We start from the raw sequence: 26,980 nt of genomic DNA on the forward strand, positions 1-26,980 counted from the left end.
GGCGGGAGGTGGGGGGAGGGTGAGGGGTGGGGGGTGAGGGTGGGACGGCGGGGGGTGCCGGTGGTGAATTAGTTGTCGAAGGACTGGCGGGCGGACTGGATGTGGGTGAAGTACCTCTGGGTCCAGTCGCACATGGTGTCGACTGTGGCCCGCAGGCCCTGGCCGGCCTCGGTGAGCGTGTACTCGACCTTGGGTGGCACGGTCGGGTAGACCGTGCGCTCGACCAGGCCGTTGCGTTCGAGCATGCGCAGGTTCTGGGTGAGCATCTTGTGGCTGATGCCATCGACGCGGTTGCGCAGATCGCTGAAGCGCCGGGTGTCGTCGCCGAGCGTCTCGATGATCAGGAGCGCCCACTTGTTGGCCACGTCGGAGAAAATTTCCCGCGCCAGTGAGTCGGCCCGGCTGATGTCGGCCTGTTCTTCCGCCGACAAGCCGCTGACCTGCTTGGTTCCCATCTGGTTCCCCTGTCACCGAAAAGTGCGTTCTTCCGCTGCGCTCCACACTCTCCTACGGTTCCTGAGTAACCACAAGAGAGTGTGAGAGGAACTGTCATGGCCGTCACCCTGATCAATCCCGCTGGTCTGCCCGAGATCGACGTCTACAAGCAGGTCGCGGTCGCGTCCGGCACGCGGCTGGTGTTCATCGCCGGGCAGGTCGCGTGGAGCGCCGTACCGGACCTGGCTGCTCAGGTCGAAGAGGCCTATCTGAACGTCGGTACGGCGCTCGCCGCGGCCGGCGGTTCCTTCGCCGACGTCACCCGGCTGACGGTGTACGCCGTCGACTGGAAGCCGGAGAAGATGCCGGAGTTGCTCGATGGGATCGCCCGCGCAGCGGCCAAGCTCGGCGTCACCCCGACCCCGCCCGCGACGCTGATCGGGGTCGCGGCACTCGACGTACCGGAGCACTGGGTCGAGATCGAGGCGACCGCGGTTCTTGATTGAGGTGCAGGGGGATGGCGCGTGGCCATCCCCCTGCGGGCTACTTCAGGCCGTAGGCGGCGGTGATTTGCTGCTTGAGGCTGTTGCCGTCGGCATCTACTGCGGTGACTCGTAGGGCGGGGGCCTTACTGGTGGCGCCGGCTGGGTGGGTCACGGTGGCGGTGTATTTGCCGTCGGTTCCGGTGACCGGTAGAGCGGTCCAGCGGCTGCCGTCGTAGGAGATCTCCAGTTTCGGCTTGGTGAACTTCGCCGTACTGCCGGAGCCGAACTGGTGCCGGAGACCGAGGTTGATCGTGACGGGGCGGGCGGTCGGCACCAGGTTGTGGGCGTTGGCCTGCGGTACGTCGAGATCGGCCAACACCAGCGGCATTTGCTCCTGCTCACCGCCCTTGGAGCGGAACTTCCAGTGTGATTCGACCGTGGTGGAGTAGCGGAACAGCGCCGGGTCCGGGCTGTTTTTCAGGTCGATCTGGTAGTCGGCGGCGTCGGGCGGTACTTCGACGAATCCGCCGGGTGCGGAGGTGTCGGAGAAGATCTCGACGCCGTTGCGGTGGGCAACGATCGAGGTCTCGCCGGTGGTGGACCACCAAGGGGAGTACTGGCCCGGACCGTGGCTGAGCGTACTGATCGTCATGCTCAGACCGCCGTCGTACCGGCCGACCTGGGCGATTGCGCCGACATCGGCGTCGGGGAGACCGCTGTTGATGATCGGGGTCAGCCAGCGTTCGACCGTCTTCGTGCCGGGTCGGTAGACGCGCGGGGTCCCGAGCACGAAGGGGTCGGCCGCCTCACCGTCGATGATGAGCTGGCTGGACCAGGTGACCTGGTTGGCGAGCACGTACGACGTGCGCTTGGCCGGCGGCGCGAAGTACGGGAGCAGGAAGCTGTTCACGTCGGCTCCCGCCGGCGTGACGCCGGTGCGTGCCTCGGCCGTCGGCAGCCCGGTGTGCGTACCGAAGGTCTCGTCCACTGTCGCGAGCTGGTCCCGCCTGACGGTGAGCTCGGTGTCGGCCGGCAGGCGGTTCGCCCAGGGGACGATCAGGTCGTAGACGTACGGCGTGACCGCCTGACCGGTGATCCGGATTGTCGTGGGCCGCTCCAGCAGCCGCTGGGCGTTCACCCGGGAGATCCGCATCGTCGGGACCTTCGCATCGCCGGTTTCGCTGTACGCCCAGAAGGCGAACATCGCGCCGTCGCCGGCTTTGCTCGGGTCGTACAGCATGACCGCCGCGGCACCCGCCTTCTCGGCGTTCGTCGCGAGATCGCCGCTGGCCTGGGTCTGGTCGGAGCGGATCAACGCGAGCTTGCCCTTCGCCCCGGTCAGCTCGGCCGGCGTACCCGTACCGCCGTCGAAGACCTGCAACTCCTTCTGCCCGGTGAACCGCGGCCCGAAATGGAAGTCCAGCGCGGTGAACGCCGCACCGCCGACGATCTGAGCCTGGTACGGCGGTTGTTCGATCCGCTTGCCGAATCCGATCTCGACGGATCCAACCGCCTTCGCAGCGGTCCTCGTCGCGGCGAACGTCCTGCGGGTGCCGGTCTGACTCACCGAGTCGGTACGACGCCAGTTCGGTACGTCGCGGACGTGGGTCATCGAGACTTCCCGGGGTGCCGCCGTGGCGGGCTGGCCTTGCGCGCCGATATCGAGCGTCTGGGTCTTGCGCGCATCGAGCGTGACCGCGGTGGCCTTGCTGATCGTGAACTCGTCGGACAGCACCAGGTCGAATCGGCCGGGTGCGTCGTCGGTCGCCGACGAGATGAAGATCGACGAGACGTCGTACTGGCCCGGCGCGAGCCGCACCTTCGCGGCGCCGTTCACGATCGGGACGCTGTGCGATGGACCGAGCTCCGGCTGCGGGCCGTCGAGCCGGTTCACGGCGAGGTCGTCGTTGGCCGGCCGGCCGTCATGCGTGATGCCGGTGACGGTCAGCTCGTAGACCTCAGGTTCGGCGTACCAGCCGATGGTCGTGACGAGCGGGTCGGCGCCGTCCGCGGTGGCGGTGATCCGGCCCGCGAAGTTGCCCGGGCCCTTCTTCGCCCGGTCGGTCGTGACAGTGACCTTGGCGTCGCCGTTCGCCGGTACGACGACCTGGTTGGCGCTCAGCTGGGTGGATTCGAGATCCACGGCCAGCTTGAGCGTGACCGGCGTACCGGTGGGGTTGCGGTAGGTCAGTTCGCGGGTGACCACGTCGGTCTGCGGGTACGGCCAGGCCAGCCGACCTAGCTCGAGTTCGCCGATGTCGACCGTGACTTCGGTGGCCGTGGCCTGGTCGGCGTCGACTCGGCCGGCGCCCTGCTCGGCGAGCGGGCTGCCCGGCTGCGGATCCGCGGTCGAGATCAGCCGGGCCTTGAGCGCATCCGCCTTCCAGTCCGGGTGCGCCTGGGCCAGGAGGGCCGCCGTACCGGCGACGTGCGGGCTGGCCATCGACGTACCGGAAAGCTTGGTGTAGTTGTCGTCGACCGGCTCGCCGCGGCTGGTGCCGGCGGCGCGGGCGGCGACGATGCCGGTGCCTGGTGCGGAGAGCTCCGGCTTCAGTGCGCCGTCGCCCTTGCGCGGACCGTGGCAGGAGGTGCTGCTCGGCCGGCCGTCGAACTGAAGGTTGCCAACGGCAAGTGCTTCGTCGGCCGCGGCCGGTGTGCTGACGCTGCCCGGGGTCGGCGGATAGCAGTTGCCTGCAGCAATGACGAACAGTGCGCCGGTCTGCTTGCTGATCCGGTTGACCGCCTCCGACAGCACGTCGGTGCCGTCGCTCGGACCGCCGCCGAGGCTGAGATTGACGACCGACGCGCCCTGCGCGGTGGCCCACTCCATCCCGGCGATGATGCCTGAGTCGTAGCCGTTGCCGTTGTCGTCGAGCACCTTGCCGTTGAGCAACGTGGCGTCCGGGGCCACGCCCTTGTACTTGCCTTGCGAGGCGGCGCCGTTGCCGGCCGCGATACTCGCGACGTGCGTGCCGTGGCCGTTGTGGTCGACCGAGTCACCGGATTCGCTGAAGTCCTCGGCGGCCGCGATCCGCCCGGCGACATCGGGGTGGGTCGGGTCGATACCGGTGTCCAGTACGGCGATCTTGACGCCCTTACCGGTGAATCCGCGCTGCCACGCGGCCGGTCCGCCGATCTGCGGAACGCTCTGGTCGAGGTTCGCCTTCACGCGTCGATCGAGGCTGACCCGGGTGACGGTCGAGGCGACCCGCGCGGTCTTGCCCGGGGTGAGGGATCGCCAGAACGCCTGACCGTGCGAGACGCGAGTCGCGCGGGCGCCGAGACTGGCGAGCACTCGGCCTCCCGTCGTACCGGGAACCGCGGCGGACCGGGCTGCGCCTGTCGAGCTGATGATCACCGGGGTGCTGTCGGTGGCGCCTTCGGCGATCAAGGTGGTGACGTCGAACAGGCTTCGGTCGAGGCGGCCGGCGGTGACATCGGCTGCGGCGGCGGTCGGTACGACGTACGTGTGCCCGTTCAGCGTGCTCGTGAGGGCCGAGTCCGACGTACTGCCGGGGCCCGGGACGAAGGCCGTTCGGACCCGGTTGCCAGGGAGCGTGGTGACTCGGAGCTGGTCGCCGGTGATCAGGTTGACCGTCGAGGTGGGCGGTTGGGGGCGGGGCGGTGGGGACGCGGCGGTGGCGGTGGTGGCGCCGCCGAGCGTCAGGCTCAGGCCCACGAGGGGCGCCAGCCAGCGGTTCGGGTGCAAGTGTTCCTCCAGAGTCGGGCGGTGGTCTCACTTGCGTTGACGGAACGAACCCGCCAGAAGTTCAAGACTAGACCGGAACTCGGAGCAGATCCCTGGGTTGTCCCGGAGAGATCCCCTAGAGTTGAGTGGAATGGACTCAAGTTTGGCTAGGTTGTACCTAGTGACTGTGTTTGCTTGAACGGAAAGGCTCTGAGATATGGATGTTCAGCGGTTGACGACGCTGGCCCGCGAAACGCTGTCGGTCGCCATCCGTCAGACCTCCGCGGCGGGCAACCCGACCGTGGAACCGATTCACCTGCTCTCCGCGCTGCTCGCGCAGCCCGAGGGGACCACGACCGGTCTGCTCGAGGCCGCCGGCGGCGCCATGGACGCCGTACGACGCCGGACCGCCGAGCAGGTGGGTCGGCTGCCGAAGGCGAGCGGGGGCAGTGTGCAAGCGCCGAGCCTGTCGCCGAAGACCGGTGAGGTGCTGAACCAGGCTGAGCAGCGGGCTCTCGGGCTCGGGGACGAGTACGTCTCCACCGAGCACCTGCTGATCGCGCTCGCCACCGTCGAAGGACCTGCCAAGACGGCGCTCGGGGTGACCCCGGAGGCGCTGCTGAAGGCGTTCGACGAGATGCGTGGGAACCGGCGGATCACGTCGCCGGAGGCCGAAGGCACGACCAAGACGCTGGAGAAGTACGGCGTCGACCTGACCGAGCGTGCTCGCGACGGCAAGCTCGACCCGGTGATCGGGCGTGACTCCGAGATCCGGCGCGTCGTACAGGTGCTGTCCCGTCGTACCAAGAACAACCCGGTCCTGATCGGTGAGCCCGGCGTCGGCAAGACCGCCGTCGTCGAAGGGCTGGCCCAGCGGATCGTGGCCGGTGACGTGCCCGAGTCGCTGCGCGGCCGACGGCTGATCAGCCTCGACCTCGGTGCGATGGTCGCGGGCGCGAAGTACCGCGGTGAGTTCGAGGAGCGGTTGAAGGCGGTGCTGACCGAGATCAAGGAATCCGACGGTCAGGTCATCACCTTCATCGACGAGCTGCACACTGTCGTCGGCGCCGGTGCGTCCGGCGAGGGCGCGATGGACGCGGGCAACATGCTGAAGCCGATGCTGGCGCGTGGCGAGCTGCGAATGATCGGCGCCACGACGCTCGACGAGTACCGGACGCGGATCGAGAAGGACCCGGCGCTGGAGCGTCGGTTCCAGCAGGTCTTCGTCGGTGAGCCGTCGGTCGAGGACTCGATCGCGATCCTGCGTGGTCTGAAGGAGCGGTACGAGGCACACCACAAGGTGGCCATCTCCGACAGTGCGCTGGTGGCTGCGGCGACGCTGTCGAACCGGTACATCAGCGGTCGCCAGTTGCCCGACAAGGCGATCGACCTGGTCGACGAGGCCGCGTCGAGACTGCGGATGGAGATCGACTCGTCCCCGGTCGAGATCGACTCACTGCGCCGTACCGTCGACCGGCTCAAGATGGAGGAGCTCGCGCTGTCCCGCGAGGAGGACGCCTCGTCGCAGGAGCGGCTCGGGCGGCTGCGCGCCGACCTCGCCGACCGCGAGGAGGAGCTGCGTGCGCTCGAAGCCCGCTGGGAGCGGGAGAAGTCCGGCCTGAACCGGGTCGGCGAGATCAAGGAGCGGATCGACGAGCTGCGCGGCCAGGCCGAGCGCGCCCAGCGCGACGGCGACCTCGGTACGGCGGCCCGGATCCTGTACGGCGAGATCCCCGAGCTCACGAAGGAGCTCGAGGCTGTCGATGCCGAACCTGTCGAAGAAGCCCCGGAGGCCATGGTCGACGAGGAGGTCGGGCCCACCGAGATCGCTGAGGTGATCGCGATGTGGACCGGTATCCCGACCGGGCGGCTGCTCGAAGGCGAGACCGGCAAGCTCCTCCGGATGGAGGACGAGCTGGGTCAGCGGTTGATCGGTCAGAAGGAAGCCGTGAAGGCTGTCAGTGACGCCGTACGGCGTGCGCGGGCCGGCATCTCCGACCCGGACCGGCCGACTGGCTCGTTCCTGTTCCTGGGCCCGACGGGTGTGGGTAAGACGGAGCTGGCGAAGGCGCTGGCCGACTTCCTGTTCGACGACGAGCGGGCGATGGTCCGCATCGACATGTCCGAGTACAGCGAGAAGCACAGCGTCTCGCGACTCGTCGGTGCGCCTCCCGGCTACGTCGGCTACGAAGAGGGCGGCCAGCTGACCGAGGCCGTACGGCGTCGTCCGTACTCGGTGATCCTGCTCGACGAGGTCGAGAAGGCGCACCCCGAGGTCTTCGACATCCTCTTGCAGGTGCTCGACGACGGCCGGCTGACCGACGGTCAGGGGCGGACGGTCGACTTCCGCAACGTCATCCTGATCCTGACCAGCAACCTCGGTTCGTCGTACCTGGCCGACATGGCGCTGGACGAGAAGGTCAAGCGCGACCAGGTGATGGCCGTCGTACGGCAGTCCTTCAAGCCGGAGTTCATCAACCGGCTCGACGAGATCGTCCTGTTCGACGCGCTCGGCAGTGAGGAGCTGACGAAGATCGTCGCGCTCCAGATCACCGCCCTGCAACGCCGCCTGACCGACCGTCGGATCACGTTGGAGGTCGACGAAGGCGCCCTGGAATGGCTGGCTCTGACCGGATACGACCCGGTGTACGGCGCCCGCCCGTTGCGTCGCCTGGTGCAGTCCGCGATCGGTGACGAGCTGGCCCGGGGCCTGCTGAACGGCACGGTCCGCGACGGCGAAACCGTCCGCGTGACGTTGAACGAGTCGAAGGACGCGCTGGAAGTCACCGCCTGACGCATCCACGGTCGATGTCCTGGAGCCTGTCGCGCTGATCCTCCCCAAACCGGTTTGGGGAGGATCAGCGTCGGCGCAGCCCCTGTCTGGGGTGGATCCGCGACGCATTCGGGGGTGTGTCCTGGGGGTGGATCCTCCCCGGATCCCCAGCTATGCCGCGCGACAGAACCCACCGTGTCCGGCGCTGTCGACACAGGCCGGGGTTGCCTGTCGAGTTGGAGGGTTGCCCACTGAGATTCTCGATGGGCAACCCCCCATCTGGAGGGATAACCACGGAGCTGGGGGGCGAAGGCCAGGTGGGAGTTCTCGGCGCTGCGGAGCCCCGCAGATTCACGGGTAGTGTCGTTTCGGGGGACGGCTTGGGCCGTCTGCGAGGATCGGGGAGCAGACAGCCGGAAGGAATTCGACACCGCATGAGTGAGTCGCACGACGACGTACCTCCGCCTGGCGGTTATCAGGGGATGTTCGGTGCCTCGGCGTACGGCGAGGAGACCGGGCCGCCGCGGCAGGTGACGGTGGCGATGGTGGTGACCCTCGGTTTCGGGGTGCTCTACCTACTGCTCGGGCTGATGGCGCTGACCTCGGCCGGGGAGCAGATCTCGGAGATCGTCACCGGGTCGAAGGGCTCGTCGATGGTTGTCGTGGCGGTGGCGTGGGTGGGCGCCGTGCTCTACATCCTCCCCGCGCTCTACCTGCGCAAGGGCCGCCCGTGGGCGCGCCATCTGATCATCGGCATCGCCGTTCTGGGCATCCTTGGTGGTCTGTTCTCGATGCCCACCGGCCTGCTCGGCGCGGCCGTCCATGGCGCTTTACTGATGCTCATGCTGCAGCACCCCACCAAGGTCTGGTTCCATCGCTGATGGAGATCTGGATCAACCCCGCTTGCTCCAAATGCCAAGCGGCCACCAAGGCCCTCGACAAGGCCGGCGTGGACTACGTCGTACGGCGGTATCTCGACGACCCACCGACCGCCGCCGAACTGGACGCCGTACTCGTCCGCCTCAACCTCGACCCCTGGCACGTGGTCCGTCACAACGAGCCCGAGGCCGCCGCGCTGCGCGATCTACCCCGCGACGAGTCCCACCGCACCGACTGGATCGCCGCCATGGTCGCCCACCCCATCCTGATCCAACGCCCCATCCTCACCGCCGACGACGAAACCACCGCCGTCGTCCGCGACCCAGAAACCCTGTCCCGCTTCCTCCCCTGAGAAGTCTGAGTGTCGAGTTAGGACTGCGAAGCCGTGCTGGTCGTCGCGGATCCGCGTTGACGGGCTCTTATAGACCGGCGAACGAGCTGTACCTCTGCGGCGGCTGCCGTTGCGCTGACTTGAAGGGTCGAGCGGGTCTGCGCTAGCGCAGCAAGCAACTCGTGTTCAGGGCTGTCGAAGGAACGTACGGCCTCTGTAACAAAGTCGCCGGCGACCTCGAAGACTTCAAGCACGGTTGCGTAGTACTCAAGCCCTGCAACGAGTCGATCTGCTGTTGGGTTCGGGCTCTTGAGCGTCAGTCGTGAGATCCTCTTGGCCTCGCGGAACAGGTCCTTGCTGCTGGATTCGCTGTTCGGCTCGACGAAGTGCTGGACAAGGTCAGCATGGCGTTCGGTGAACGCTTCGTCGTGCTGGGTGCGTCCGGAAAGTCCGCGTCGTAATGCGGAGACCTCTGCGTTGATCAGGCTCGTAGCAAGGGAGCTCGAGGAGGTCGCCTCAGTGAGTCGTCGCAGCTCGATCAAGCTGCGCGCGGCTCGAACAAGGTCTCGGGGTATACCTCCGGAGACGCAGTGGCAAAGTGCCGTGAAGACATCCGGAAAGCCGACCACACGTCTGCGGATGAGCTCGATGGACTGCTCGAGAGTGAACGGCGGCATGCGGATGACGTCGTCGAACGAACTGTCCATTGCTGTGCGTAGGTGAATGATCCGGCTTTCGAAACCCGCCAAGGCATCGTCGGACACTGATACGAGATATATGCAACCGGGGAGATTGAAGATTGCTTTGATGTCGTTCAGGAATCTTTCGGCCTGTTCCGCGTCAGTGATCCGGTCCATTTCGTCGATGGTTACGATGATCGACATCGGCCGCTGGCCGGGGGCCCGCCACAGTGCCACGGCCTCGACATACTCGCGATATGAGCCGACCAGCTCAGGGAGCGACAGGGGTATGTCTGCGAGCTGGCGAGATCTCCCCCAACCGAGGTCTACCCTGCCTGCCTTCAAAGCGCCGGTCAGATTCGAGTTCGTGGTTTGGATGAACCGGAGCCGGTCGAGGGTCCGCCTGGTGAGCCATTTCAGGTTCGCCGGCCTCGCAAGGTTTCGGGCGGTGGTCGGCAGGAGCGATCTCCAACCGAGTCTCGGTACGACGACCCGCAGCACGAGCAGGAGCAGGAGTACGGCGTACAGCACGATTCCCTGAGAGAGATCAGGCCCGAGGTGGAGCCATTGTTGTTGTGTGTACTGGTGCAGCTGATAAAGGATCGCGCCTGCCGGTTGGTCCCATGGGTTTGCCACAGGATGCACATCCGCTTCTTGGATTCCGTAGCTGATTGTGAGAAATGCCAGGGATCCCATCGTGAACCGGAGGCCGCGACGGAGACGAGAGTCGGACAGATCATTTGTGCCGGCGCCATCGTGGAGGAGTTGCGCTACGGCCTCGCACAGACGGATGTGTAGGTGTACCAGGAACTCGCGCGAGTCGTATCCAACGGGTGCGTGCACGTGAACGGTGGCCCATGTCGTGTCGGCCCGCTCGTCAGCGATCAGACCGGCGATGTGGCGCAGCACAGTCGACTTTCCGCTGCCCCGACGTCCGCTGACAGCCAAGGAAGTGGCGCCGAGATCAGTGATCAGCCGCAGAATGCGCTTTGATTCTGGTCGGTCCACCAAGCGATCTGCCGAGTTCACGTGAGTGAGCCCAGGAGCGCGTACGACGTTGAACACAGGAGGGTTGGCGTGATTGGAATGGCGATTGATGAACTCGCGGAGAGGTGGCCGCATCAAGGCGTCCAACCGCTGGTCGAAGACTGCTCTCTGGGTCAGGTACGACCGATGACAGACCCGCAACAGCAATCCAGCCAGGAGCACCGCTACGGCCATCGGCCAGGGGCCAGGCCAACGGATGCCCTCGATGGCGCTGGTGCCGAATCGAATGAGATGTAGGTCGGGTGCGCCCTCGGCAGTGGCTGCCCAGAGCTGCCGGATCCACGCCAGCACCTCGCGGCAGCAAGCAAACAGGAGCACTGCCATCAGGACAACGCACGAGAGCACGGCGCCTGCAGCCAGCATGAATCTGGCGCGATCCGGAGTGGAACGTCTCAACATCTCTTGGTCGGCCGCAAGAGCGATCAGCGCGCGGAATACGCGGGGATCCTCGACCGCATTCAGCTCGTCATCACGGCCAAATTGCCAGTACACGTGCCTGAGGCGAGATTCTGTAACCCAGGTGACGATGTCCGTCCATCGTCGCCTGACCTGAGTCCGCCACACCGCGTTTAGCCATGCGGTCCAGGCATCCGAGCGCGTCGGGGGTGGGTTGCTTGGGCTGAGCCTTGTCTGGTGCGGCACGCGCCGATGCTAGGGGCGGAGTCCTCGCCGACGCACTGGTGAGCGTGTCGGTCCTCAGGCTTCAGAGCTTTTGTAGGCGGGTTAGGGCTTCTTGGAGGAGTTCTTCCTTTTTGCAGAAGGCCCAGCGGACCAGGGGGCGACCGGCTTCTTTGTTGTCGTAGAAGACTTGGGTGGGGATGGCCACTACGCCGGTGCGTTCGGGGAGGAGGCGGCAGAAGTCGATGCTGTCGGTGTGGCCCAACGGGCGGATGTCGGTGGTGATGAAGTAGGTGCCGGCGGGGCGGTGGACTTCGAAGCCTAGGTCGGACAGGCCGTTGGCCAGGAGGTCGCGGCGGGACTGGAGGGTGGCGCGGAGGGCATTGAAGTAGTCGTTGCCTAGGGCAAGGGCGTTGGCTACGGCCGGCTGGAACGGGGAGCCCGAGACGTAGGTGAGGAACTGCTTGGCAGTGGTGACCGCGGTGACCACCTCCGGCGAACCGGTAACCCAGCCGATCTTCCACCCAGTCACCGAGAAGGTCTTGCCGGCACTGCCGATCGAGACGGTCCGGTCGGCCATGCCCTCGTACGTCGCCAGCGGGATGTGCCGGTGGTCGTCGTACACGAGGTGTTCGTAGACCTCGTCGGTGATGACGACGAGATCGTGCTCGACAGCCAGATCCCGGATCCCGCGAAGCTCGTCATCGGTCAGCACCGTGCCGGTCGGGTTGTGCGGGGTATTGATCAGCAGGACCTTCGTCCGCGGGGTGACGGCGGCGCGGAGTTCGTCGAGGTCGAGCCGGTACGACGGCGCTCGCAGCGTCACGGGGATCCGGCGACCGCCGGCGAAGGCGATGCCGGCGGCGTACGAGTCGTAGTACGGCTCAAGCGCGATCACCTCGTCACCGGGTTCGACGAAGGCGAGCAGGGCGGCGGCGATGGCCTCGGTGGCGCCCGTGGTCACCAGGACCTGGGTGTCGGGGTCGTACGACAGATCGTAGAACCGCTTCTGGTGGTCGACGATCGCCTGCCGCAGCGCGGGAATCCCACGGCCGGGCGGGTACTGGTTCGCGCCGGCGCGGATCGCCGCGATCGCATCCTCGAGCAGCGAGTCAGGCCCGTCGGTATCGGGGAACCCCTGTCCGAGGTTGACCGAGCCGGTCGCGACCGCGAGGGCCGACATTTCGGCGAAGATCGTGGTGCCCAGCCCGTTCAACCGCTCAGCATGTCCGCGCATGCAGTCGACTCTAACGCCCGGCGTTGCGCACCATGTGGGCCAGCCAGTCGCGTGCCGTGGTCCGGTCGGCGTCAGCGAGGCTCGCCTCGATCTCGGCCTCCACGGCCAGTACGGCGGGTGCTGCGACCGCCAACCGGTCGACCCCGGCCTTGGTCAGGAACAGTTGCTGGGTACGCCGGTCGTTCGGATTCGGCCGCCGTTCGACCAGGTCGGCCTTCTCCAGGCCGGTGACGAGTTCGTTCGCGGACTGGCGGGCGGTTCCGACCACGCGGCCCAGTTCGGCGACGGTCCGGCCGGGGTGATGCGTGAGGACCAGCAGAGCGCCGTACTGCTGCACGGACAGTCCGTGCTCGACCAGGGCGACGGCCACCGCGGAGCGCAGGCTCAGCCAGGCGTGCCGCACCAGGAAGGTCACGCCGAAGCTGTCGTCAGGCTCGCTGCTCATACCGCTCATTCTGCCAACACACGTCGGAAAAGGTGATTGACAGGAACCTGTCAATCACCGCACACTGAAACCACGTCAGGGTCCTGTCAATCATAGGAGACGTGGTGTCCCTACCGCCAACACCCACCCGGCCCGGCCGGGTGCTCGCCGTACTCGTCCTTTCCGCGCTGCTGATCTGGATCGACTCGACAGTCCTCGGCATCGCCCTCGAACGCCTCGCCGACCCGGTCGATGGGCTCGGCGCTTCACCCGGTCAGCTCCAATGGGCGATCGGCATCTACTCGCTGCTGTTTGCCACCGCACTGTTCGCCGCCGGTGCGCTCGGCGACCGCTACGGTCACCGGACTGTCCTGATGGCTGGCCTGGTCGTCTTCGGTGCGTCGTCCGCGTGGGCGGCCTGGGCCGGCGATCCGGTCGCGCTCATCCTCGCCCGCGCCACTATGGGCCTCGGCGGCGCAATGATCATGCCGACCTCGATGGCGATCCTCGGCCGGACCTTCGCCCCCGAACGCCGAGCCGGGGCCATCGCGATCTGGTCGTCCGCGGCCGGTGTCGGCGTGGCTGCCGGTCCGGTCCTCGGCGGTCTGCTGCTGGCCCGGTTCTGGTGGGGCTCGGTCTTCCTGATCAACCTGCCACTGGTCGCCGTCGCGCTGGTCGGTGCCGCCCTCACCCTCCCGAATCCCCGCAGCGAGCAACGCCGCCGCCTCGACGTGCGAGGCCTCGGGCTGTCCACGCTCGGCCTGCTCGCTTTGTCCTACGGCCTGATCGAAGGCGGTCATCAGAACGGCTGGAGCCGTTGGCAGGTCTGGGCGAGTATCGCGGCCGGCCTCGTCCTGCTCGCGGCCTTCCTTTACTCCGAAGCGCGCGAACACGACCCGAGTTTCGATCCACGCCTGTTCCGCAACCGTCATTTCGCGGCCGGCAACGTCGCGCTCGGTGCACTGTTCCTGACCATCACCGGCCAGGCGTTCTACCAAACCTTCTACCTGCAAGGCGCGCGCGGCCTCAGCCCCCTGCAGGCCGGACTACTCGCGTTGCCAGGGGCAACAGGCGTCGTACTGGGCTCGCCGCTCGGTGCCAGGCTCGCCGCCCGGTTCGGCATCGCCCGCGTCTCCGGTACGGCGTTGGCCGTGTTCACGGTGTGTCTCGTCCTCAACCTCACGTTCACCGTCGACACGTCACTCGTGTGGTTCTGCTTCCTCGGGATGATCGCCGGCCTGGCGATTGGAGCCGCTGTCGCGCCGACCACCGCGGGTGTCGTGGCAACCCTCCCGATGGATCGGATCGGCGCCGGTTCGGCCGTCAGCAATGCGATTCGGCAGGTCGGCAGTGTGCTCGGTGTCGCGGTGATCGGCACGATCGTCTCGTCGACGTACCAGCACGCGATCGCGCCGTCGTTGCCGGCCAACCTCCGCGACACGGCCGGTGAATCCGCAGAGGCGACCCGTCATGCGGCGGCTGAGCTCGGGCAACCGCAGCTGATCCCGTTGGCGAATGACGCCTTCATCCAAGCGATGCACACGGCCGCGGTGGTCGCCGCGATCTTCACCTTGGCCGGAACGGTCGTCCTGATCCTTGCCTTCCGCAACCGTCGGGCGCCGGCCACCGGGGCGGCCGACGCCGAGTTGTCCTCAGTTCCAGGCTGACGGAGGCGGCGGCGGTACGGCGGCTGGGCGGTCCTCGCACCAAGTGGCGCCGTACCAGCCGCCGTCGTTGCCGGTCAGGAGTCGTACGTCGAACGTCGGGGGATTCTCGAAGTGGAAGGTGCCGCAGTTGTTGACGAAGGGTGCACCGACGTTGCGAGCATCGACGTTCTCGAACGAAGCGAAGCCGCCGACCCGGGCGTTCACCACGCTGGTCCCGGTGCCATCCACCTTGATGTTGCGTACGGCAACGTTATTGATGGCATAGGTGTCCTTGACTGGCCAGTCGACGACGAACATCAGCGCGTTGTACGTCGAATCCAGGAACGAACTGTCGGTGATCTGCAGGTCGGCCGACATCGTCGACTGCAAGGCGTACAACCAGATCGCGCCGAGCCCGATGTTCCAGTTCAGGTCCCTCGGGCCGCCGCGGACGGGTGGTGTTCCGGGCGAAGGTCAGCTTGCCTTCGAACGGTGTCGAGTTGAAGCGCGAACCGGCGTGCAGCGTGCTGCCCTCGCGGATCGGGTCGGCGACCAGGTTGTCGGTGACGGCGTTGTCGCGACCGCCGTAGATGGCGATGTTGTTCGCCAGCACGGGAGTCTGGACGGTGTTGTGGTCGTAGACGTTGTTGTGATTGGCCAGCCCGGCCGGGTTCGTCTCCGACCACATCGCCAGACCGTCGTCACCGCTGTTGCGGACGAAGTTGTTGGTGGCGCGGACGTTCGAGACACCGAGGTGCAGGTTCATCCCGTCGGCGATCGCGTCGGTGATGATGTTGTTGCGGATCAGCAGACCGTCCATCGGGCCGTCCAGCCAGATACCGACCTTGGTGCGATGCAGGTAGAGGTTCTCGATCGTCGAACCGCCGCCGATCGCACCGCCGACCCCGTTCACCTGGTCGGTGTCGATCCGCTCCCGTACGTCGCTCTCGATCGCGAAGTCGGCCAGGTGGACCTCCGTGCTCGCTCCGGCGTCGGCGTACTTACCGTAGAAGCCCGGTGCGCTGTGGATCGACTTGTCCGGCGCGGGTTCGGCGAGGGGCAGGACCTTGCCCTTGATGATCGTGTGCCAGTTGCCGGCACCGCGGACGGTGACCTTGTCGACCACGATGTGCCGGTTGACCTGGTAGGTGCCGGGCGGGATGAACACCGACCAGCCGAGCTTCTTCGCAGTCGCGATGGTGCGGTCGATGGCCGGTGCGGAGTCGCGCCGGCCGGTCGGGTCGGCACCGAACAGGCGGACGTCGAGGGATCGGGCGGGTTGCCGGATCGGCGCCTTCACGAGCTCGAAGTCGGCGACGTCGATGACAGTCCAGGCAGCATTCGTGTGCTTCGGTACGGCGAGCCTGACGCGATCGCCGGCGCGGTAGGTCCGGTCGAGTAGCACGCGCTGTTCGTCGTAGAAGTGGTTCGGCCGGAAGGGCTTGGCGACCGGATCGGGTTCCGGCTTCCACCAGCCTGGGATCGGGTCGACGTTCGGGTCGTTGGAGAACGGATACATCCCGTACAGCCAGGCGTATTCGGAGGTGAGAGTCAGTGTGCGCTTGTGCTTACCGTTGATCGTGAGATCGAGTGGCGCCTGAATTCCGCCGCCGGTCGGTGCGTCCGGAATGCTGTAGCGCAACGTCAGTGCGTTGGCCGCGTGCGTCAGCGTGAACTCGACGTACTGGCGTGGTTGCAGGCGGACGGCGGTCCGGCCGGACGCCTCGGCCGACAGGGTGTAGGCCTCGCGGCCCGGGCCGATCTGCTCGCCGGTGAAGAAGGCGTTCTCCGCCTCCTGCTCGACGAACGGAACCGTGGCACCGCGCCCGGCGACCAGCGCCGGATCAAGACCTGCGCGGGTGATCCGTGGTGCCGGCCGGGTGGCCGTCGCGGGAGCGGTGAGCGTGGCGCCGAGGACCGCCGTCGTCAGGGCGACGGCGAGGGCGCGCAGAACTGTTCGGGACATTGGCGGATCCCCTCCAGACGAACTGCCTGGAGGTTATGCAGTAGACCACCTCAGCGCAAGATCTCGACAGAATATAGAAAAATCACGCGCGATCAGTCGGGTTGGGGAGTGGGGCGGAGGGCTCGGAGCCAGAGTTCGGTTTGGGCGATGTGGGCGGACGCGGCGGTTGCGGCGGCGGCTGGGTCGCGGAGGGTGATGGCCGAGAGGATCGCGCGGTGACCGCGGTCGCTGGTCTGTTTGATCGCGTCGAAATCGTCGCCTGGTTCGAAGATCCGGTAGTGCCCACCGCGGCCGCGGATGACCGCGGTCAGCGCGGTCACGGTCGGGTTGGCGCCCGCCGTACAGATCGCGCCGTGGAACTCGGCGTCCAGCACCTGGATCTCGTGCGCATCGGTCGTGGCTTCCAGGCGGTCGAGGATCTCGCCGAGTCGGCCGGCAAGGTCCGGATCCTGGCGGGCGGCGGCTGATGCGGTTGCGTGCGCCTCCAGCACCCGCCGTACCTCGAGCAGCTCGAGCACTCCCTCGAGTGGAATCAGCTCCACCGACAACGAGAACCGGCTGATGATCTCGGCCGGATCCAGCGCCGAGACATACGTCCCCGACCCATGCCGCGACTCGATCACCCCCAGCGCCGCCAGCGACCGGACCGCCTCCCGCAACGAACTCCGCGACACCCCGAGCCGATCACACAACTCCGGCTCCGGCGGAAACTTCGCCCCCGGTCCCAGCGCCCCCGAAGCAATCATCTGCCGCAACCCGGTCAACGCCGTGTCGGTCGCCGCCATCGTCCACCTTCCCGTTCCACCATCACCAAGTCCTCAGACCATTCAAGCGCACAATTCCCCGATTGCCCTTGAAATGTGAGCTGTACCTGACAGTCATCAGATGTCAGTCGGAGGAGAGTGCGAGAGCAGAGTAGTGACAGACTGGGGGTTGATCGACGGGAGGACGACGTGGCGACTGCGCTCATCACGGGACCTACGGCTGGGATCGGCCGGGCTTTTGCGGACAAGCTGGCGCGGGAGGGGTATGACCTGGTGCTGGTGTCCCGGGACGAGGCTCGGTTGAAGGAGGTTGCGGGGGAGATCGGCCGGGAGTACGGCGTGGGGTGTGAGGTGCTGGCGGCTGATCTGACTGATCGCGCGGACCTGTTGCGGGTTGAGGAGCGGTTTCGGAGTGGGCCTGTCGAGGTGTTGGTGAACAACGCTGGGTTCGGGCAGAAGAAGGCGTTCTGGGCCAATCCGGTCGAGGCTGAAGAGAAGCAGCTGGATCTGTTGGTGCGGGTGGTGTTGCGGCTTACGCATGCTGCCGTGTTGCCGATGATCGAGAGGGGGTCGGGGGCTGTCATCAATGTGTCGTCGGTGGCTGGGTTCCTGCAGCGGGGGAGTTATAGCGCGCACAAGTCGTGGGTGACGAACTTCTCGGCGGGGTTGGCGATTGAGCTGCATGCCAAGGGGGTTGCGGTGATGGCGTTGTGCCCGGGGTTTGTGCACACGGAGTTCCATGAGCGGATGGGGATGGATAAGACGGTCGTGCCGTCGTTCATGTGGCTGGATGCGACTCGGTTGGTCGACGACGCGTGGAAGGACCTGATGCGCGGGAAGGCGATCTCGATCCCGAGTCGTCGGTACAAGCTCCTCACGGCCGCCGCGCGGTATACCCCGCGCACGCTGATCGCGCGGCTCTCCACGGTCGGTCTGGACGGGCGCCGCCGTACCTGAGCTGTCGTGATCAACTCGTGTCCCAACCGCAGGGATCCGGGCCGCGTCCAACCTGACACCTAAGGGGAAGGGTTGGAGCCATGAACACTCGGGGAATGCGTCGTGTCATCGCCGCGGCCGGGCTGGCCGTTGCCGGCGTCGGACTGGTGGCCTGCGGCAACCAAACACCGACCGGCGGTACGCCGTCGACCGGAGTCAGCACACCGGCACCCAGTACGCCGACGGCACCAGAGACCAGTACGGCGACGCCGAGCAACCCGCCGACGTCGGCCCCGACCACCGAGCCGACCAAGGCACCGACCACCGTGCCGACGAAGACGGTGCAGCCGACGCCGACCAAGCCGCCGGGTGTTCAGCGGCTCGCGAACTCCATGCTGCTGACCGGCAAAGAGGTTGCCAAGGCGGACCCGAAGCGTGGCTGGATTGCGACCAGCGCCGCCAGCCGGTCGATCTGCGGCAAGGCGGCCACCCAGGGGAACGGCGTACAGGGTCGGTTGACCCGCTCATTCACGACCGAGCTCGACGCGTCCGGCGGGCAGTGGCTGACCCGCTACCAGAGTCCGGCCGCGGCCAAGGCGGCGTACGAGCAGATCGTCGCGACGATCAAGTCGTGCAAGGCCTTCGTGCCCGGTGAGACGCACGCCCGGAAGCTCACCGAGAACCGCACGCTCGCGGTTGGTGACGCCACCGCGATCCTGCGCTGGTACGACTACCCGAAGCCGAACGACCCGGGCAGCGAGGACGGCGGCTTCCCGTACGCCGTCACCCGCAAGGGCACCGTGGTCTCGGTCCTCGCCTTCGGCGAGATGGGCAAGGGCGTTGCCCCGGCCCACTGGGAAGCGCTGGCCCGCGCAGCCGCCAGCAAACTCCCGTAATCACCGCAGCGGCTCGTCGGTCCCCTTGCCACCGGCCAGGGTGACCGCGGCCGCGATCGCCTTCGCGTCAAGAGGTGCGTCGGCCATGGCGTCGGCGGCATAACCGCTGCCGACGCCGAAGACCGTCGCGTTGAGGCCGCCGTCCACGATCGCCGGGCGGCCGGCGATCGTCGTGTTGGGCTTCTCGCTGGCGGCGGGCCGATGGATCCCTGCGCTGGTCAGCGACGAGACCACGGTCGGCTCCTCCGGATCCGCAGCCGCCACAGCCACCTCGTACTCGCTGTCCAACGCCCCGTACGGCACGCGGACCAGTACGACGTCGTCCTCCGGACCGAAGAGGCGCCGCGGAACGGTGAACGGGACCGTCAGGGGGACCGGCGTCTTCCGCCGATGGATGCTCTCGGCAACATGCCGGGCCCGCGCGGCCCGGCCGGCGGGGTCGGTGTAGACGGCCACCGTGCCCCAGCAATGGTCGGCATACTCCCAGGTGATCGTCGTCGCGCCCGAGTCCTCCCCGACGACGTAGACAGGACGACCCTCGATGGGCTCGAGCTGCAGGGCGGCCGACAGCGGCGCACTGCGCAGGCCGGGTGCGTAGAGCGTCGCGACCGCAGTCGCTTCGTTGGTGGGTCGTGCGGTGGAGGTGAGCGCGACCATGTGGAAGATCCGGCCGGTGATGTATTGGTACGGCTGGAATCCGCCCGCCGTACCGACGTCGAACTCGCGGCCCCAGATCTGCAGCGGCTGGAACCTGCCCGGCGGCGGTCCGGCGACCGGCGGTTCGCGGAAGGCGTTGAACAGCGGCCGGGCGCTGGAGGCCGCGGCGACGACACCGACGACACCCAAGGTGCCGAGGACCCGGCGGCGGCGGATGGTACGGCGGCCGTCGTGGATGGCGCGGTCGATGCTGATCGACTCGGTCGACTCGTCCGGGGCTTCGCGGAGCGCCTTCAGGAGACCGGCATAGTCCTCGTTCATGCGCGCTGCTCCTTTCGGTCGGTGGCGGCTAGGTGGGTGCCCAGTTGGCGGCGAAGCAGGGTCAGGCCCCTGGCGGTGTGACTCTTCACGGTGTTCTCCGGGCATCCGAGCGTGGCGGCGACCTCGCGGACGGACAGGTCATAGAGGAAACGCAGAACGAGTACGGCGCGCAGCTTCGGCGGAATGTTGTCGAGTGCGTCGGCGACCACGAGCCGGGTCTCCACCTCGCGACCGTGCGGTGCGGGGCGTTCGATCGGATCGTCGACAAGCTTCACCTGCGACCAGCGCAACCGGCGTTCGTTGAGGAAGGTGCGGACGACGATGGTCCGCACATACGCGTCCAGGTTCTCGGCGGACTGCGCCTTGTGCCAGTGCACGTAGAGCTTGGTGATCGCCTGCTGTACGACGTCGTCTGCGCGGTCGCTGTCCTTGCACAACGACCCCGCGAGCCGGCGCAACTCAGGCAGACGCGCGGTCACGTAGTCCACATACTGCTGCTCGTCATGCGCACGCACACTCACACCTCCTCTCGTCTGATCATGATGAGCCCTCGACCGGCCACACCCACATGCCGCCGACCAGCGAACCCGGGCCGAGCAGCCCGTCCAGGCAACTCCGCATCCGCTCGTTCCCCGGCTGTACGACGATGACGTCCGCCCGCCAGTACCGCAGATCCGCCTCGAGCTGAGCGGGGGCGATCGCACATTCGCCCCCGTCCTGGACCTGCCAGAACATGGTTGACGTGGGGCGGGGTTGCGCGCCGTACCCGCCTTTGCCGGTCGGTCCATGGGGTCCGACGAAGTAGCCGTCCGGGATGGTGAACCCGAAGTCGGCTGCCCGTTGCCATTGAAGCGGTGCACCGTTGGCACCGTTCGCCGGCGGCGCCGGTACGACGGAATGCCCCGGCCGCACGTAGTCCCGCCAGAGCCCGTCGGCGAAGAAGGCTGGTGTGGGACCGCGTTCGATTGCCATCAACGGGACCGGGACGATCGGCAGCAGCGCGGCCGCGACGACGACATATCCAATCCGCTTGAACCGATCGATGCCGATGGCAAGTAGTGCGCCGATGATCGGGATGCAGACCATCGCGATCCGCGACTCGACCACCGAGTCGTAAAGCGGCAGGAATCGGATGACAGCCCACGGACCCGGCACCTCTACACCGAACACCTCCATCGACCGCCCGGTCGACAACCACGCGAGGATCAACGCGGTGATACCGAGGATCCGCACCTTCGGTTGTTTGCGCAGGGCAATGACCAACCCGAGCACGACCACCAGCAACGGCCAGCCGAAGAACGCGTTCTCCTCGGTCGGATTGACCGACAGTGCCTGAGCCGTGTCCGGATCGCCGGCCAGAGCCCACGAGTTGAACCCGGTGAACGCGGCCAACGGATTGCCCTGGTCCCCGTGCCCCAGCTTGTGATAACTCTGCGGACCGAAGAACTGCCAGGCCAGCGGCAGCGCCACGATCGCCAGCGCGACAACCCCGGCACCGATGATCGTGCCGGCGTGCCGGCGGACGAAAGTGGACGACTCCAGCGGTCGGACGATCGCGTGCACGACACCGAAGACGAGCAGCCCGGTTGCCGCCAGCAACAGAACTTCCTCACCCAGGAAGATCTGGTACGCGATCAGCAGTCCGACCACGACCGCCGTACGACGGCCGGGTGGTCGCGGCAGCAGGAGTAGCGGGATCACCGCGAGGACGACGAAGTTCGGATGCGCGTTCGCGTGCGAGATCATCGCCGGTGCGAAACCAGAGAACAGACCGCCGATCGCAGCCGCCGGGACCGAGGCGAGTCGCCGGGAGAACATCCAGAACCACGCGAACGCCGTACCGGCCAGGCCGAGGGTGAGGATCAGGGCCCAGGTGACGCCGGAGCCGAGCCAGACCGTGACCGGGATGAGCGGGATGCTCAGGCCGAACATGGCCGTGTTCGCCATCAGGTTCACGCCGAGTGGATAGTTCATCAGCGTGCTGAACAAGGGGTTCTGGCCGTTCAGGACCTGGTGTGCGGTGACGTCGAAGAACCACTGCCACTGGTTCTGATCCTGCCCGCTGTCCCACAAATAGCGGCCGTTCGGATCGGCCCAGATGCCGTGCAGCAAGACGATCGCGGCACAGAGGTAGCCGAGGGCAACCAAGAGCGCGATCCACCGACCACCCGTGCGTTGACGGGTCGGCGCGGGCCGCAGTTCGACCACGGTCACGGCGCACCCAGCAAGGAGGGCTGGATCAGTTGGTGCAGCGGCGGCAGCGCGTGGTGATAGCGCCGGATCCGCGCGAGCTCGGCCAGACCGGACAAGTAGCCGGACGGCCGCAACTTCGAGCCGTCGCGATCGAACCACCGCACCGGAACCTCGGCGACCTCGAGACCGAGCCGATGAAACAGGTGCAGAACCTCCGCATCCGAACACCACCCGTCGATCCGCGCCAGCTGGAACACGAGCCGCGCCCGCGGACCGTCGTACAGCTTGAAGCCACACTGGGTGTCCTGGATACCCGGTACGGCGAACGCCTGGATCAGCGCGTTGCCGATCCGGCCGCAGGTCTCGCGGAACGCGCTCTGCCGGACCTCGAGCTCGGATTCCGGCAGGGCGCGGGAGCCGATCGCCGCACTCGCACCGCGGTCGAGCGCAGCCTGCAGAACGTGCAGTTGCTCGATCGGGGTCGCGTTGTCGGCGTCGCACATCAGTACGCGCGCACCGTGGGAAGCGAGGATGCCGACTCGGACGGCGTGGCCCTTGCCGCGATTGACCGGCCAGCGAATCAGCTGGACGCGGTCGTCCCCGGCGGCGTGGACAGACCGCGCAGTGGCATCGGCGGAACCGTCATCGACGACCAGGACCTCCCAGTCCTCGCAGGTCGCCGCCAGGTAGGCGGTCACGGCCTTCAAGGTCTGGGGAAGGCGCTGTTCCTCGTTGTAAGCGGGAATCACCACGCTGAGCTGAACTGTCACACCCCGCAGACACCGACGGCGTCACGGATGGTTGAGTGACCTGAGTCACAGCTTGTCAGCGACCTCAGTCAGTACGGCGAGAGTCGCGGTGATCAGCGGGTGGTCGGCTCGACTCCGCCGGACGGCCGCGTAGACCCGTCGTACCGGGGCCGGGTCGGGCAGCGGACGGATGACCGCGAGGGTCGGTGTGGGGACCGCGAGCCGGGGGACCAGCGAGACGCCGGCGCCGGCCGCGACCAGCGCGGCGACGGCACGAAAATCGTCGGATTCGTGCGCGATCTTCGGCTGGAAGCCGGCCTGTTCACAAGCCAGCAGTACGACGTCGCGGATCGGATTACCCGGCGCGGTCATCACCCAGTCGTCGCCGGCGAGCATCGCGAGATCGACCGTCTCGTGGCCGGCGGCCGGGTGGGTCGGCGGTACGACGGCGACGAAAGGCTCGGCGTACAAGGGGATTCGGGTCAGCCGCTGATCGTCGGGCCGAGGTGAACCGCGGTGCTCGACGGCGATTGCGAGGTCGGCGTCGCCGTCGAGGAGTTGGGTGATGCCTTGGTGGCCTTCGGCATCGCGTACGACGAGGGTGAGGCTGGGGTTGGTGTCGCGTAGCCGCGCCAGGGTCGGCGCGACCAGGAGACTGATCGCGGTCGCGAAGGCGGTGATCCGGACCTCGCCGGTCGAACCGTCGGCGAACAACCGCAGCGCGTCCTCCGCCCGCTCGACCTCGCCGAGGATCGTATCGGCGTGGCTCAGGAGCAGCCGGCCGGCTGAAGTGATCGCGACCCGGCGGCCGCGGCGCTCGAGCAGTTCCTGGCCGACCTCGGATTCGAGGGCGGCCAGCTGCTGCGAGACGGCCGAGGGGGTCAGGTGCAGCACCTCGGCGGCCGCGGTCACGGTGCCGTGATCAGCAAGCGCGCGCAGGACCCGCAACCGTCGTACCTCGATCACGGACCTCAGCTTGGCACACGTCGTCCGGAGGAAGGTCGAACAGCCTGCGGATGACGCGCATCACCGAGCGGTTGCGGCGCGGGCGGTGCGGCCGGACGGGGGCGTGCGGCTCGGCGGAGTGGGTGTCTTCGTGGATGGCTTTGATGACGGAAAACGGGATGTAGCTCATGTCTTCGACGGTAAGAACTGAGCATTGATACGTCCAATGAAAGTTCTTCGCTCAGTTGATGTTTATGGTGCATGATCTAGGTTATGGAGCTACGGCAGTTGCGGTCGTTCGTGGTGGTGGCCGAGGAGCTGAACGTCGGGCGCGCGGCGGTGCGGCTGCATCTCACCCAGCCCTCGCTGAGCCGGCAGATCGCGGCGCTCGAGCGGGATCTCGGGGTGGAGCTGTTCGCGCGGGTGCGGAAGCGATTCGTGCTGACCGCGGCCGGGGCGACGTTCCTGGCGGAGGCGCAGGACCTGCTGCGGCGGTCGGACGAGGCGGTCCGCGCGGCGCAGCGGACGCAGCGTGGTGAGCTCGGGACATTGCGGCTGTGGTTCGTGCAGTCGGCGACGTTCGAGGCTTTGCCGCGATTGCTCGGCGCGTTCCGGGCGGCGTACCCGGAAGTTGTTCTCGAGCTGGAGTCGGTGACGACGTTGAGGCAGACGGAGGCGTTGCGCGACGGGCGGATCGACGTGGGGCTGATGCGCCCGAACGCGCCGGCCGTCGGGGCGCCGTCGACGCGGATCGCTGTTGTTCGCTTGGCACCCGATCTGGAGTCGCGGGTGGTGTCGTCGGATCCGGTGGTCGTGGTGCTGCCTGCGGGGCACCGGCTGGCTCGGCGGAAGCGGCTGCGGCTGGCTGAGCTGGCCGAGGAGCCGTTCGTGTTCTACAGCCGGCCGAGTGGGCCGGTCGTCCACGACACGCTGCTCGGGTTCTGCCGGGCGGTCGGGTTCACGCCAAGGATCGAGCAGGTGGCGGCCGACGTACAGACGATTGTTTCGTTGGTCGCGGCCGGGCTGGGCGTCTCGCTGCTGATCGGGCCGACGCCGCCGTCGAACCCGGAGGCGGTCGTGTACCGCGAGTTGTCCGACGACCTACCACCGTGGCAACTGTCCGTCGCCTGGTCGCCGGACAACCGGTCCCCGGTTCTTGCGCGGTTCTTGGAGCTGATTTAGCCGAGGGTGTCGGGGTCGCCGCCGGTGCGGACGCCGGTCTCGAGATCGGCGATCGCGGCCATGTCGTCGTTGTCGAGCTGGAAGTCGAACACCGCGATGTTCTCCTGGATCCGGAGAGGCGTCTTCGACTTCGGGATCACCACGTTGCCCAGCTGCAGGTGCCAGCGGATCATCACCTGAGCCGGCGACTTGCCGTGCTTGTCGCCGAGCGCCTTCAGCGTGGTGTCGCCGAGCAGCTCACCGGACGCGAGCGGGCTCCAGGCCTGGGTGATGATGTCGTTCTCCGCGTTGAACGCGCGCAGCTCGTCCTGCGGGAGCGCCGGGTGCAGCTCGATCTGGTTCACCGCCGGCCGGATCGTGGTCTCGTCGAAGATCCGTCGCAGGGCGGGCTCGTGGAAGTTCGATACGCCGATCGCGCGGATGCGCTTGTCGGCGTACAACTGCTCGAACGCCTTCCAGGTGTCGACGTACTTGTCCTTCTTGAGGCACTGCCAGTGGATGAGGTACAGGTCGACGTACTCGAGGCCGAGCCGTTCCAGGCTGGCGTCGAAGGCGGCCAGGGTGGAGTCGTACCCCTGGTCGTCGTTCTGCAGCTTCGTGGTGATGAACAGGTCGTCGCGCGGGATGCCGCTGGCCGCGATCGCGCGGCCGACACCGGGCTCGTTGTTGTACGCCGCGGCGGTGTCGATGTGGCGGTAACCCGCCTCGAAGGCCGCGCTGACCACGTCGGCCGCGATCGCGTCCTCGACCTGCCAGACCCCCAGGCCCAGCTGCGGGATCTCGACGCCGTTGTCCAGAGTGATGGAGGGGACTGTGTTCATCCATCCATTTCACCGGGCCGACGGGTTCTGGCCCAGTCATCTGATGTGTGACAACAACCTCATCAACTGCCCGTAACCACCTCGTAGGTCTTCGCATCGGGCTCCAGGAACCCCAGCAACGCCGTCCCCTCCCGCTCCAGCTCGACCCGATCCCGCTTCAGCAACCGCCCGAACGGAGTCAGCGTGAGAGTCGCCACACCACGCTTCTTCTCCGCCGTCCACAGGCCCCCGACCAGCCCGTCCACCGTGTACGTCGCCTTCACCCGCAGGTTCTTCGTGAACACCGCCGGCCGATGCGCGTCGGCGATGATCCGCTCCCGCTTCGCGTGCGCCAGCAGGAGATTGTCGAACTCCGGCAGGAACCGGACCGGAACCACGGTGTCCGGATCAGGGCGCGGGGCGTCCGGTACGTCGTACAAGGTCTTGCCGTTGTCGTCGGTGAAGACTTCGAGATCGAGGCTGTCGAACACCGGCTTGGCTTTTGATAGGCCGGACCATGTCTGGAAGTCGGCCGGTGTCGCGGGGCCGAATGCCTGCAGGTACCGGACGACGAGCTCGCCCTGCTCTTCCTTGCGGTGCAGTTTCTTCCCGAGCCAGGCCTCGGCCGGCGTGAACCGCGCATTGGCCGGCCACCCCCACCGGACGCCGGTCGGGTACACCACCAGCGGCACCATCATCCGCGTACAGAACCCCAGCGCCCGCTCATTCACCGCGGGAAACTCCGCCTGCAAGGCATCCCGCACCTCGGTGAACGTCAACGGCTCCTTCTTCAGAATCCGCTCCGCCGCCGCCACCACCGCGACCGGATCCATCCCCTCCGCCCGCTCCTTCAACATCCGCAACCCCGCCTCCAACACCGGAGCCACAGTCCCCCGAAACCGCAGATAGTCGGCAGCAGTCACCAAGTGCAAAGTCCCCCGAAACAAGGTCCCCCGCACAACCTCCCGATCGGCAACCGCCCGATCGAGATCCCCCTCCACAAACCCGTCCACCCGAGACCACAACCCGACGTACGGATGCTTGGCCTCCTGCCCCTGCATCCCCACCAACCGCCCCACAGCCTCAACCACCGGCACCTCAGCCCGCCCCACCAACATCTGCCGCGCCAAGGTCGCCCGCCCAACCGCCCGCCCACTCAAAACCACCATCCCCGCATAGTCCCCCACCCCACCGACAAAGCAATGGATCTGCCGACGGACAGGACGTATATCCCGTCCCGCCGCTCAACCCGCGAACGCCGAGCGTGACGGCGACGCCCAGCAGACGTATACGTCCTGTCGGTAGGAGGATGCGGCCGCAGGATGAGC

General features: G+C 67.2%; 24 protein-coding genes. 8 read left to right on the plus strand and 16 right to left on the minus strand.

Going from position 1 to position 26,980, the window contains the following annotated elements:
- Positions 1–68: 68 nt before the first annotated feature.
- Positions 69–455, minus strand: coding sequence for a winged helix-turn-helix transcriptional regulator (locus ABD231_RS11385; RefSeq protein WP_344149283.1), 387 nt, complete (start codon positions 453–455; stop codon positions 69–71).
- 96 nt (positions 456–551) lie between these two features.
- On the opposite strand from ABD231_RS11385, the gene ABD231_RS11390 reads away from it, so the two are divergent.
- Positions 552–941 (plus strand): RidA family protein, encoded by a 390-nt coding sequence (locus ABD231_RS11390; RefSeq protein ID WP_344149285.1) that lies wholly within the window; start codon positions 552–554, stop codon positions 939–941.
- Between the two features lie 37 nt (positions 942–978).
- Here ABD231_RS11390 and ABD231_RS11395 read toward each other — a convergent pair whose 3' ends face one another.
- Positions 979–4,599: a S8 family peptidase gene (locus tag ABD231_RS11395; protein WP_344149287.1), complete on the minus strand. Its 3,621-nt coding sequence runs from the start codon at positions 4,597–4,599 to the stop codon at positions 979–981.
- Between the two features lie 226 nt (positions 4,600–4,825).
- Here ABD231_RS11395 and clpB point away from each other — a divergent pair, with 226 nt between their 5' ends.
- From clpB to ABD231_RS11410, 3 genes are all read left to right on the plus strand, one after another.
- Positions 4,826–7,402 (plus strand): ATP-dependent chaperone ClpB, encoded by a 2,577-nt coding sequence (gene clpB / locus ABD231_RS11400; protein ID WP_344149289.1) that lies wholly within the window; start codon positions 4,826–4,828, stop codon positions 7,400–7,402.
- A 413-nt stretch (positions 7,403–7,815) separates the two neighbouring features.
- Entirely contained in the window at positions 7,816–8,262 is a 447-nt protein-coding gene (locus ABD231_RS11405; protein WP_344149291.1) for a hypothetical protein, read from the plus strand.
- A complete protein-coding gene (locus tag ABD231_RS11410; RefSeq protein ID WP_344149293.1) occupies positions 8,262–8,612 on the plus strand; it encodes an ArsC/Spx/MgsR family protein in 351 nt (116 codons plus the stop codon). Before ABD231_RS11405 ends, ABD231_RS11410 begins: the two co-directional genes overlap by 1 nt.
- Before the next feature lie 17 nt (positions 8,613–8,629).
- On the opposite strand, the gene ABD231_RS11415 is transcribed toward ABD231_RS11410, so the two are convergent.
- The 3 genes from ABD231_RS11415 to ABD231_RS11425 all read right to left on the minus strand — a co-directional run bounded on the left by ABD231_RS11415 (position 8,630) and on the right by ABD231_RS11425 (position 12,618).
- Entirely contained in the window at positions 8,630–10,810 is a 2,181-nt protein-coding gene (locus ABD231_RS11415; RefSeq protein WP_344149295.1) for a hypothetical protein, read from the minus strand.
- A gap of 211 nt (positions 10,811–11,021) precedes the next feature.
- A complete protein-coding gene (locus ABD231_RS11420; protein ID WP_344149297.1) occupies positions 11,022–12,173 on the minus strand; it encodes a pyridoxal phosphate-dependent aminotransferase in 1,152 nt (383 codons plus the stop codon).
- Positions 12,174–12,183: 10 nt separating this feature from the next.
- Entirely contained in the window at positions 12,184–12,618 is a 435-nt protein-coding gene (locus ABD231_RS11425; RefSeq protein WP_344149299.1) for a MarR family winged helix-turn-helix transcriptional regulator, read from the minus strand.
- A 104-nt stretch (positions 12,619–12,722) separates the two neighbouring features.
- Here ABD231_RS11425 and ABD231_RS11430 point away from each other — a divergent pair, with 104 nt between their 5' ends.
- Positions 12,723–14,264 carry an MFS transporter gene (locus tag ABD231_RS11430; RefSeq protein ID WP_344149301.1) on the plus strand — a complete coding sequence of 514 codons (1,542 nt, stop codon included), beginning with the start codon at positions 12,723–12,725 and terminating at the stop codon, positions 14,262–14,264.
- Here the strand turns inward: ABD231_RS11430 and ABD231_RS11435 are convergent.
- From ABD231_RS11435 to ABD231_RS11445, 3 genes are all read right to left on the minus strand, one after another.
- A complete protein-coding gene (locus tag ABD231_RS11435) occupies positions 14,250–14,561 on the minus strand; it encodes a hypothetical protein (protein WP_344149303.1) in 312 nt (103 codons plus the stop codon). The genes ABD231_RS11430 and ABD231_RS11435 overlap by 15 nt on opposite strands.
- Positions 14,515–16,209 carry a glycosyl hydrolase family 28-related protein gene (locus ABD231_RS11440; protein WP_344149305.1) on the minus strand — a complete coding sequence of 565 codons (1,695 nt, stop codon included), beginning with the start codon at positions 16,207–16,209 and terminating at the stop codon, positions 14,515–14,517. Before ABD231_RS11440 ends, ABD231_RS11435 begins: the two co-directional genes overlap by 47 nt.
- A gap of 92 nt (positions 16,210–16,301) precedes the next feature.
- Positions 16,302–16,994, minus strand: coding sequence for a FadR/GntR family transcriptional regulator (locus ABD231_RS11445; protein ID WP_344149307.1), 693 nt, complete (start codon positions 16,992–16,994; stop codon positions 16,302–16,304).
- A 168-nt stretch (positions 16,995–17,162) separates the two neighbouring features.
- Here ABD231_RS11445 and ABD231_RS11450 point away from each other — a divergent pair, with 168 nt between their 5' ends.
- Together ABD231_RS11450 and ABD231_RS11455 are read left to right on the plus strand one after the other, a co-directional pair.
- Entirely contained in the window at positions 17,163–17,930 is a 768-nt protein-coding gene (locus ABD231_RS11450; protein ID WP_344149309.1) for an SDR family NAD(P)-dependent oxidoreductase, read from the plus strand.
- 95 nt (positions 17,931–18,025) lie between these two features.
- On the plus strand, positions 18,026–18,805 hold the full coding sequence (locus ABD231_RS11455) for a hypothetical protein (protein WP_344149311.1): 780 nt from the start codon (positions 18,026–18,028) through the stop codon (positions 18,803–18,805).
- Here ABD231_RS11455 and ABD231_RS11460 read toward each other — a convergent pair whose 3' ends face one another.
- The 6 genes from ABD231_RS11460 to ABD231_RS11485 are packed head-to-tail and all read right to left on the minus strand — an operon-like array spanning position 18,806 to position 23,860.
- On the minus strand, positions 18,806–19,783 hold the full coding sequence (locus tag ABD231_RS11460; protein ID WP_344149313.1) for a hypothetical protein: 978 nt from the start codon (positions 19,781–19,783) through the stop codon (positions 18,806–18,808).
- Complete coding sequence (locus tag ABD231_RS11465; RefSeq protein WP_344149315.1) at positions 19,780–20,298, minus strand: RNA polymerase sigma factor; 519 nt, start codon at positions 20,296–20,298, stop codon at positions 19,780–19,782. The genes ABD231_RS11460 and ABD231_RS11465 overlap by 4 nt, the downstream gene beginning before the upstream one ends.
- Positions 20,299–20,320: 22 nt before the next feature.
- Positions 20,321–21,997, minus strand: coding sequence for a glycosyl transferase (locus ABD231_RS11470; protein ID WP_344149317.1), 1,677 nt, complete (start codon positions 21,995–21,997; stop codon positions 20,321–20,323).
- Positions 21,994–22,746 carry a dolichyl-phosphate beta-glucosyltransferase gene (locus ABD231_RS11475; protein ID WP_344149319.1) on the minus strand — a complete coding sequence of 251 codons (753 nt, stop codon included), beginning with the start codon at positions 22,744–22,746 and terminating at the stop codon, positions 21,994–21,996. Before ABD231_RS11475 ends, ABD231_RS11470 begins: the two co-directional genes overlap by 4 nt.
- Before the next feature lie 45 nt (positions 22,747–22,791).
- A complete protein-coding gene (locus tag ABD231_RS11480; protein WP_344149321.1) occupies positions 22,792–23,691 on the minus strand; it encodes a LysR family transcriptional regulator in 900 nt (299 codons plus the stop codon).
- A complete protein-coding gene (locus ABD231_RS11485; protein ID WP_344149323.1) occupies positions 23,648–23,860 on the minus strand; it encodes a hypothetical protein in 213 nt (70 codons plus the stop codon). Before ABD231_RS11485 ends, ABD231_RS11480 begins: the two co-directional genes overlap by 44 nt.
- Positions 23,861–23,943: 83 nt before the next feature.
- Here ABD231_RS11485 and ABD231_RS11490 point away from each other — a divergent pair, with 83 nt between their 5' ends.
- Positions 23,944–24,852 carry a LysR substrate-binding domain-containing protein gene (locus ABD231_RS11490; protein ID WP_344149325.1) on the plus strand — a complete coding sequence of 303 codons (909 nt, stop codon included), beginning with the start codon at positions 23,944–23,946 and terminating at the stop codon, positions 24,850–24,852.
- On the opposite strand, the gene ABD231_RS11495 is transcribed toward ABD231_RS11490, so the two are convergent.
- Together ABD231_RS11495 and ABD231_RS11500 are read right to left on the minus strand one after the other, a co-directional pair.
- On the minus strand, positions 24,849–25,673 hold the full coding sequence (locus tag ABD231_RS11495) for an aldo/keto reductase (RefSeq protein WP_344149327.1): 825 nt from the start codon (positions 25,671–25,673) through the stop codon (positions 24,849–24,851). The genes ABD231_RS11490 and ABD231_RS11495 overlap by 4 nt on opposite strands.
- A gap of 62 nt (positions 25,674–25,735) precedes the next feature.
- Positions 25,736–26,821: a winged helix DNA-binding domain-containing protein gene (locus ABD231_RS11500; RefSeq protein WP_344149329.1), complete on the minus strand. Its 1,086-nt coding sequence runs from the start codon at positions 26,819–26,821 to the stop codon at positions 25,736–25,738.
- Positions 26,822–26,980: the final 159 nt, after the last annotated feature.

Origin of the sequence: Kribbella yunnanensis, from assembly GCF_039529655.1 — a bacterium.
GTDB lineage: Bacteria > Actinomycetota > Actinomycetes > Propionibacteriales > Kribbellaceae > Kribbella > Kribbella yunnanensis.

Coding starts and splice junctions, on each gene's coding strand:
- ABD231_RS11390 (WP_344149285.1), top strand. CDS start 552: ATGGCCGTCACCCTGATCAATCCCGCTGGTCTGCCCGAGATCGACGTC.
- ABD231_RS11445 (WP_344149307.1), bottom strand. CDS start 16,994: ATGGCGGCGACCGACACGGCGTTGACCGGGTTGCGGCAGATGATTGCT.
- ABD231_RS11385 (WP_344149283.1), bottom strand. CDS start 455: ATGGGAACCAAGCAGGTCAGCGGCTTGTCGGCGGAAGAACAGGCCGAC.
- clpB (WP_344149289.1), top strand. CDS start 4,826: ATGGATGTTCAGCGGTTGACGACGCTGGCCCGCGAAACGCTGTCGGTC.
- ABD231_RS11455 (WP_344149311.1), top strand. CDS start 18,026: ATGCGTCGTGTCATCGCCGCGGCCGGGCTGGCCGTTGCCGGCGTCGGA.
- ABD231_RS11435 (WP_344149303.1), bottom strand. CDS start 14,561: ATGTTCGTCGTCGACTGGCCAGTCAAGGACACCTATGCCATCAATAAC.
- ABD231_RS11495 (WP_344149327.1), bottom strand. CDS start 25,673: ATGAACACAGTCCCCTCCATCACTCTGGACAACGGCGTCGAGATCCCG.
- ABD231_RS11440 (WP_344149305.1), bottom strand. CDS start 16,209: ATGTCCCGAACAGTTCTGCGCGCCCTCGCCGTCGCCCTGACGACGGCG.
- ABD231_RS11420 (WP_344149297.1), bottom strand. CDS start 12,173: ATGCGCGGACATGCTGAGCGGTTGAACGGGCTGGGCACCACGATCTTC.
- ABD231_RS11490 (WP_344149325.1), top strand. CDS start 23,944: ATGGAGCTACGGCAGTTGCGGTCGTTCGTGGTGGTGGCCGAGGAGCTG.
- ABD231_RS11425 (WP_344149299.1), bottom strand. CDS start 12,618: ATGAGCAGCGAGCCTGACGACAGCTTCGGCGTGACCTTCCTGGTGCGG.
- ABD231_RS11500 (WP_344149329.1), bottom strand. CDS start 26,821: ATGGTGGTTTTGAGTGGGCGGGCGGTTGGGCGGGCGACCTTGGCGCGG.
- ABD231_RS11405 (WP_344149291.1), top strand. CDS start 7,816: ATGAGTGAGTCGCACGACGACGTACCTCCGCCTGGCGGTTATCAGGGG.
- ABD231_RS11485 (WP_344149323.1), bottom strand. CDS start 23,860: ATGAGCTACATCCCGTTTTCCGTCATCAAAGCCATCCACGAAGACACC.
- ABD231_RS11410 (WP_344149293.1), top strand. CDS start 8,262: ATGGAGATCTGGATCAACCCCGCTTGCTCCAAATGCCAAGCGGCCACC.
- ABD231_RS11460 (WP_344149313.1), bottom strand. CDS start 19,783: ATGAACGAGGACTATGCCGGTCTCCTGAAGGCGCTCCGCGAAGCCCCG.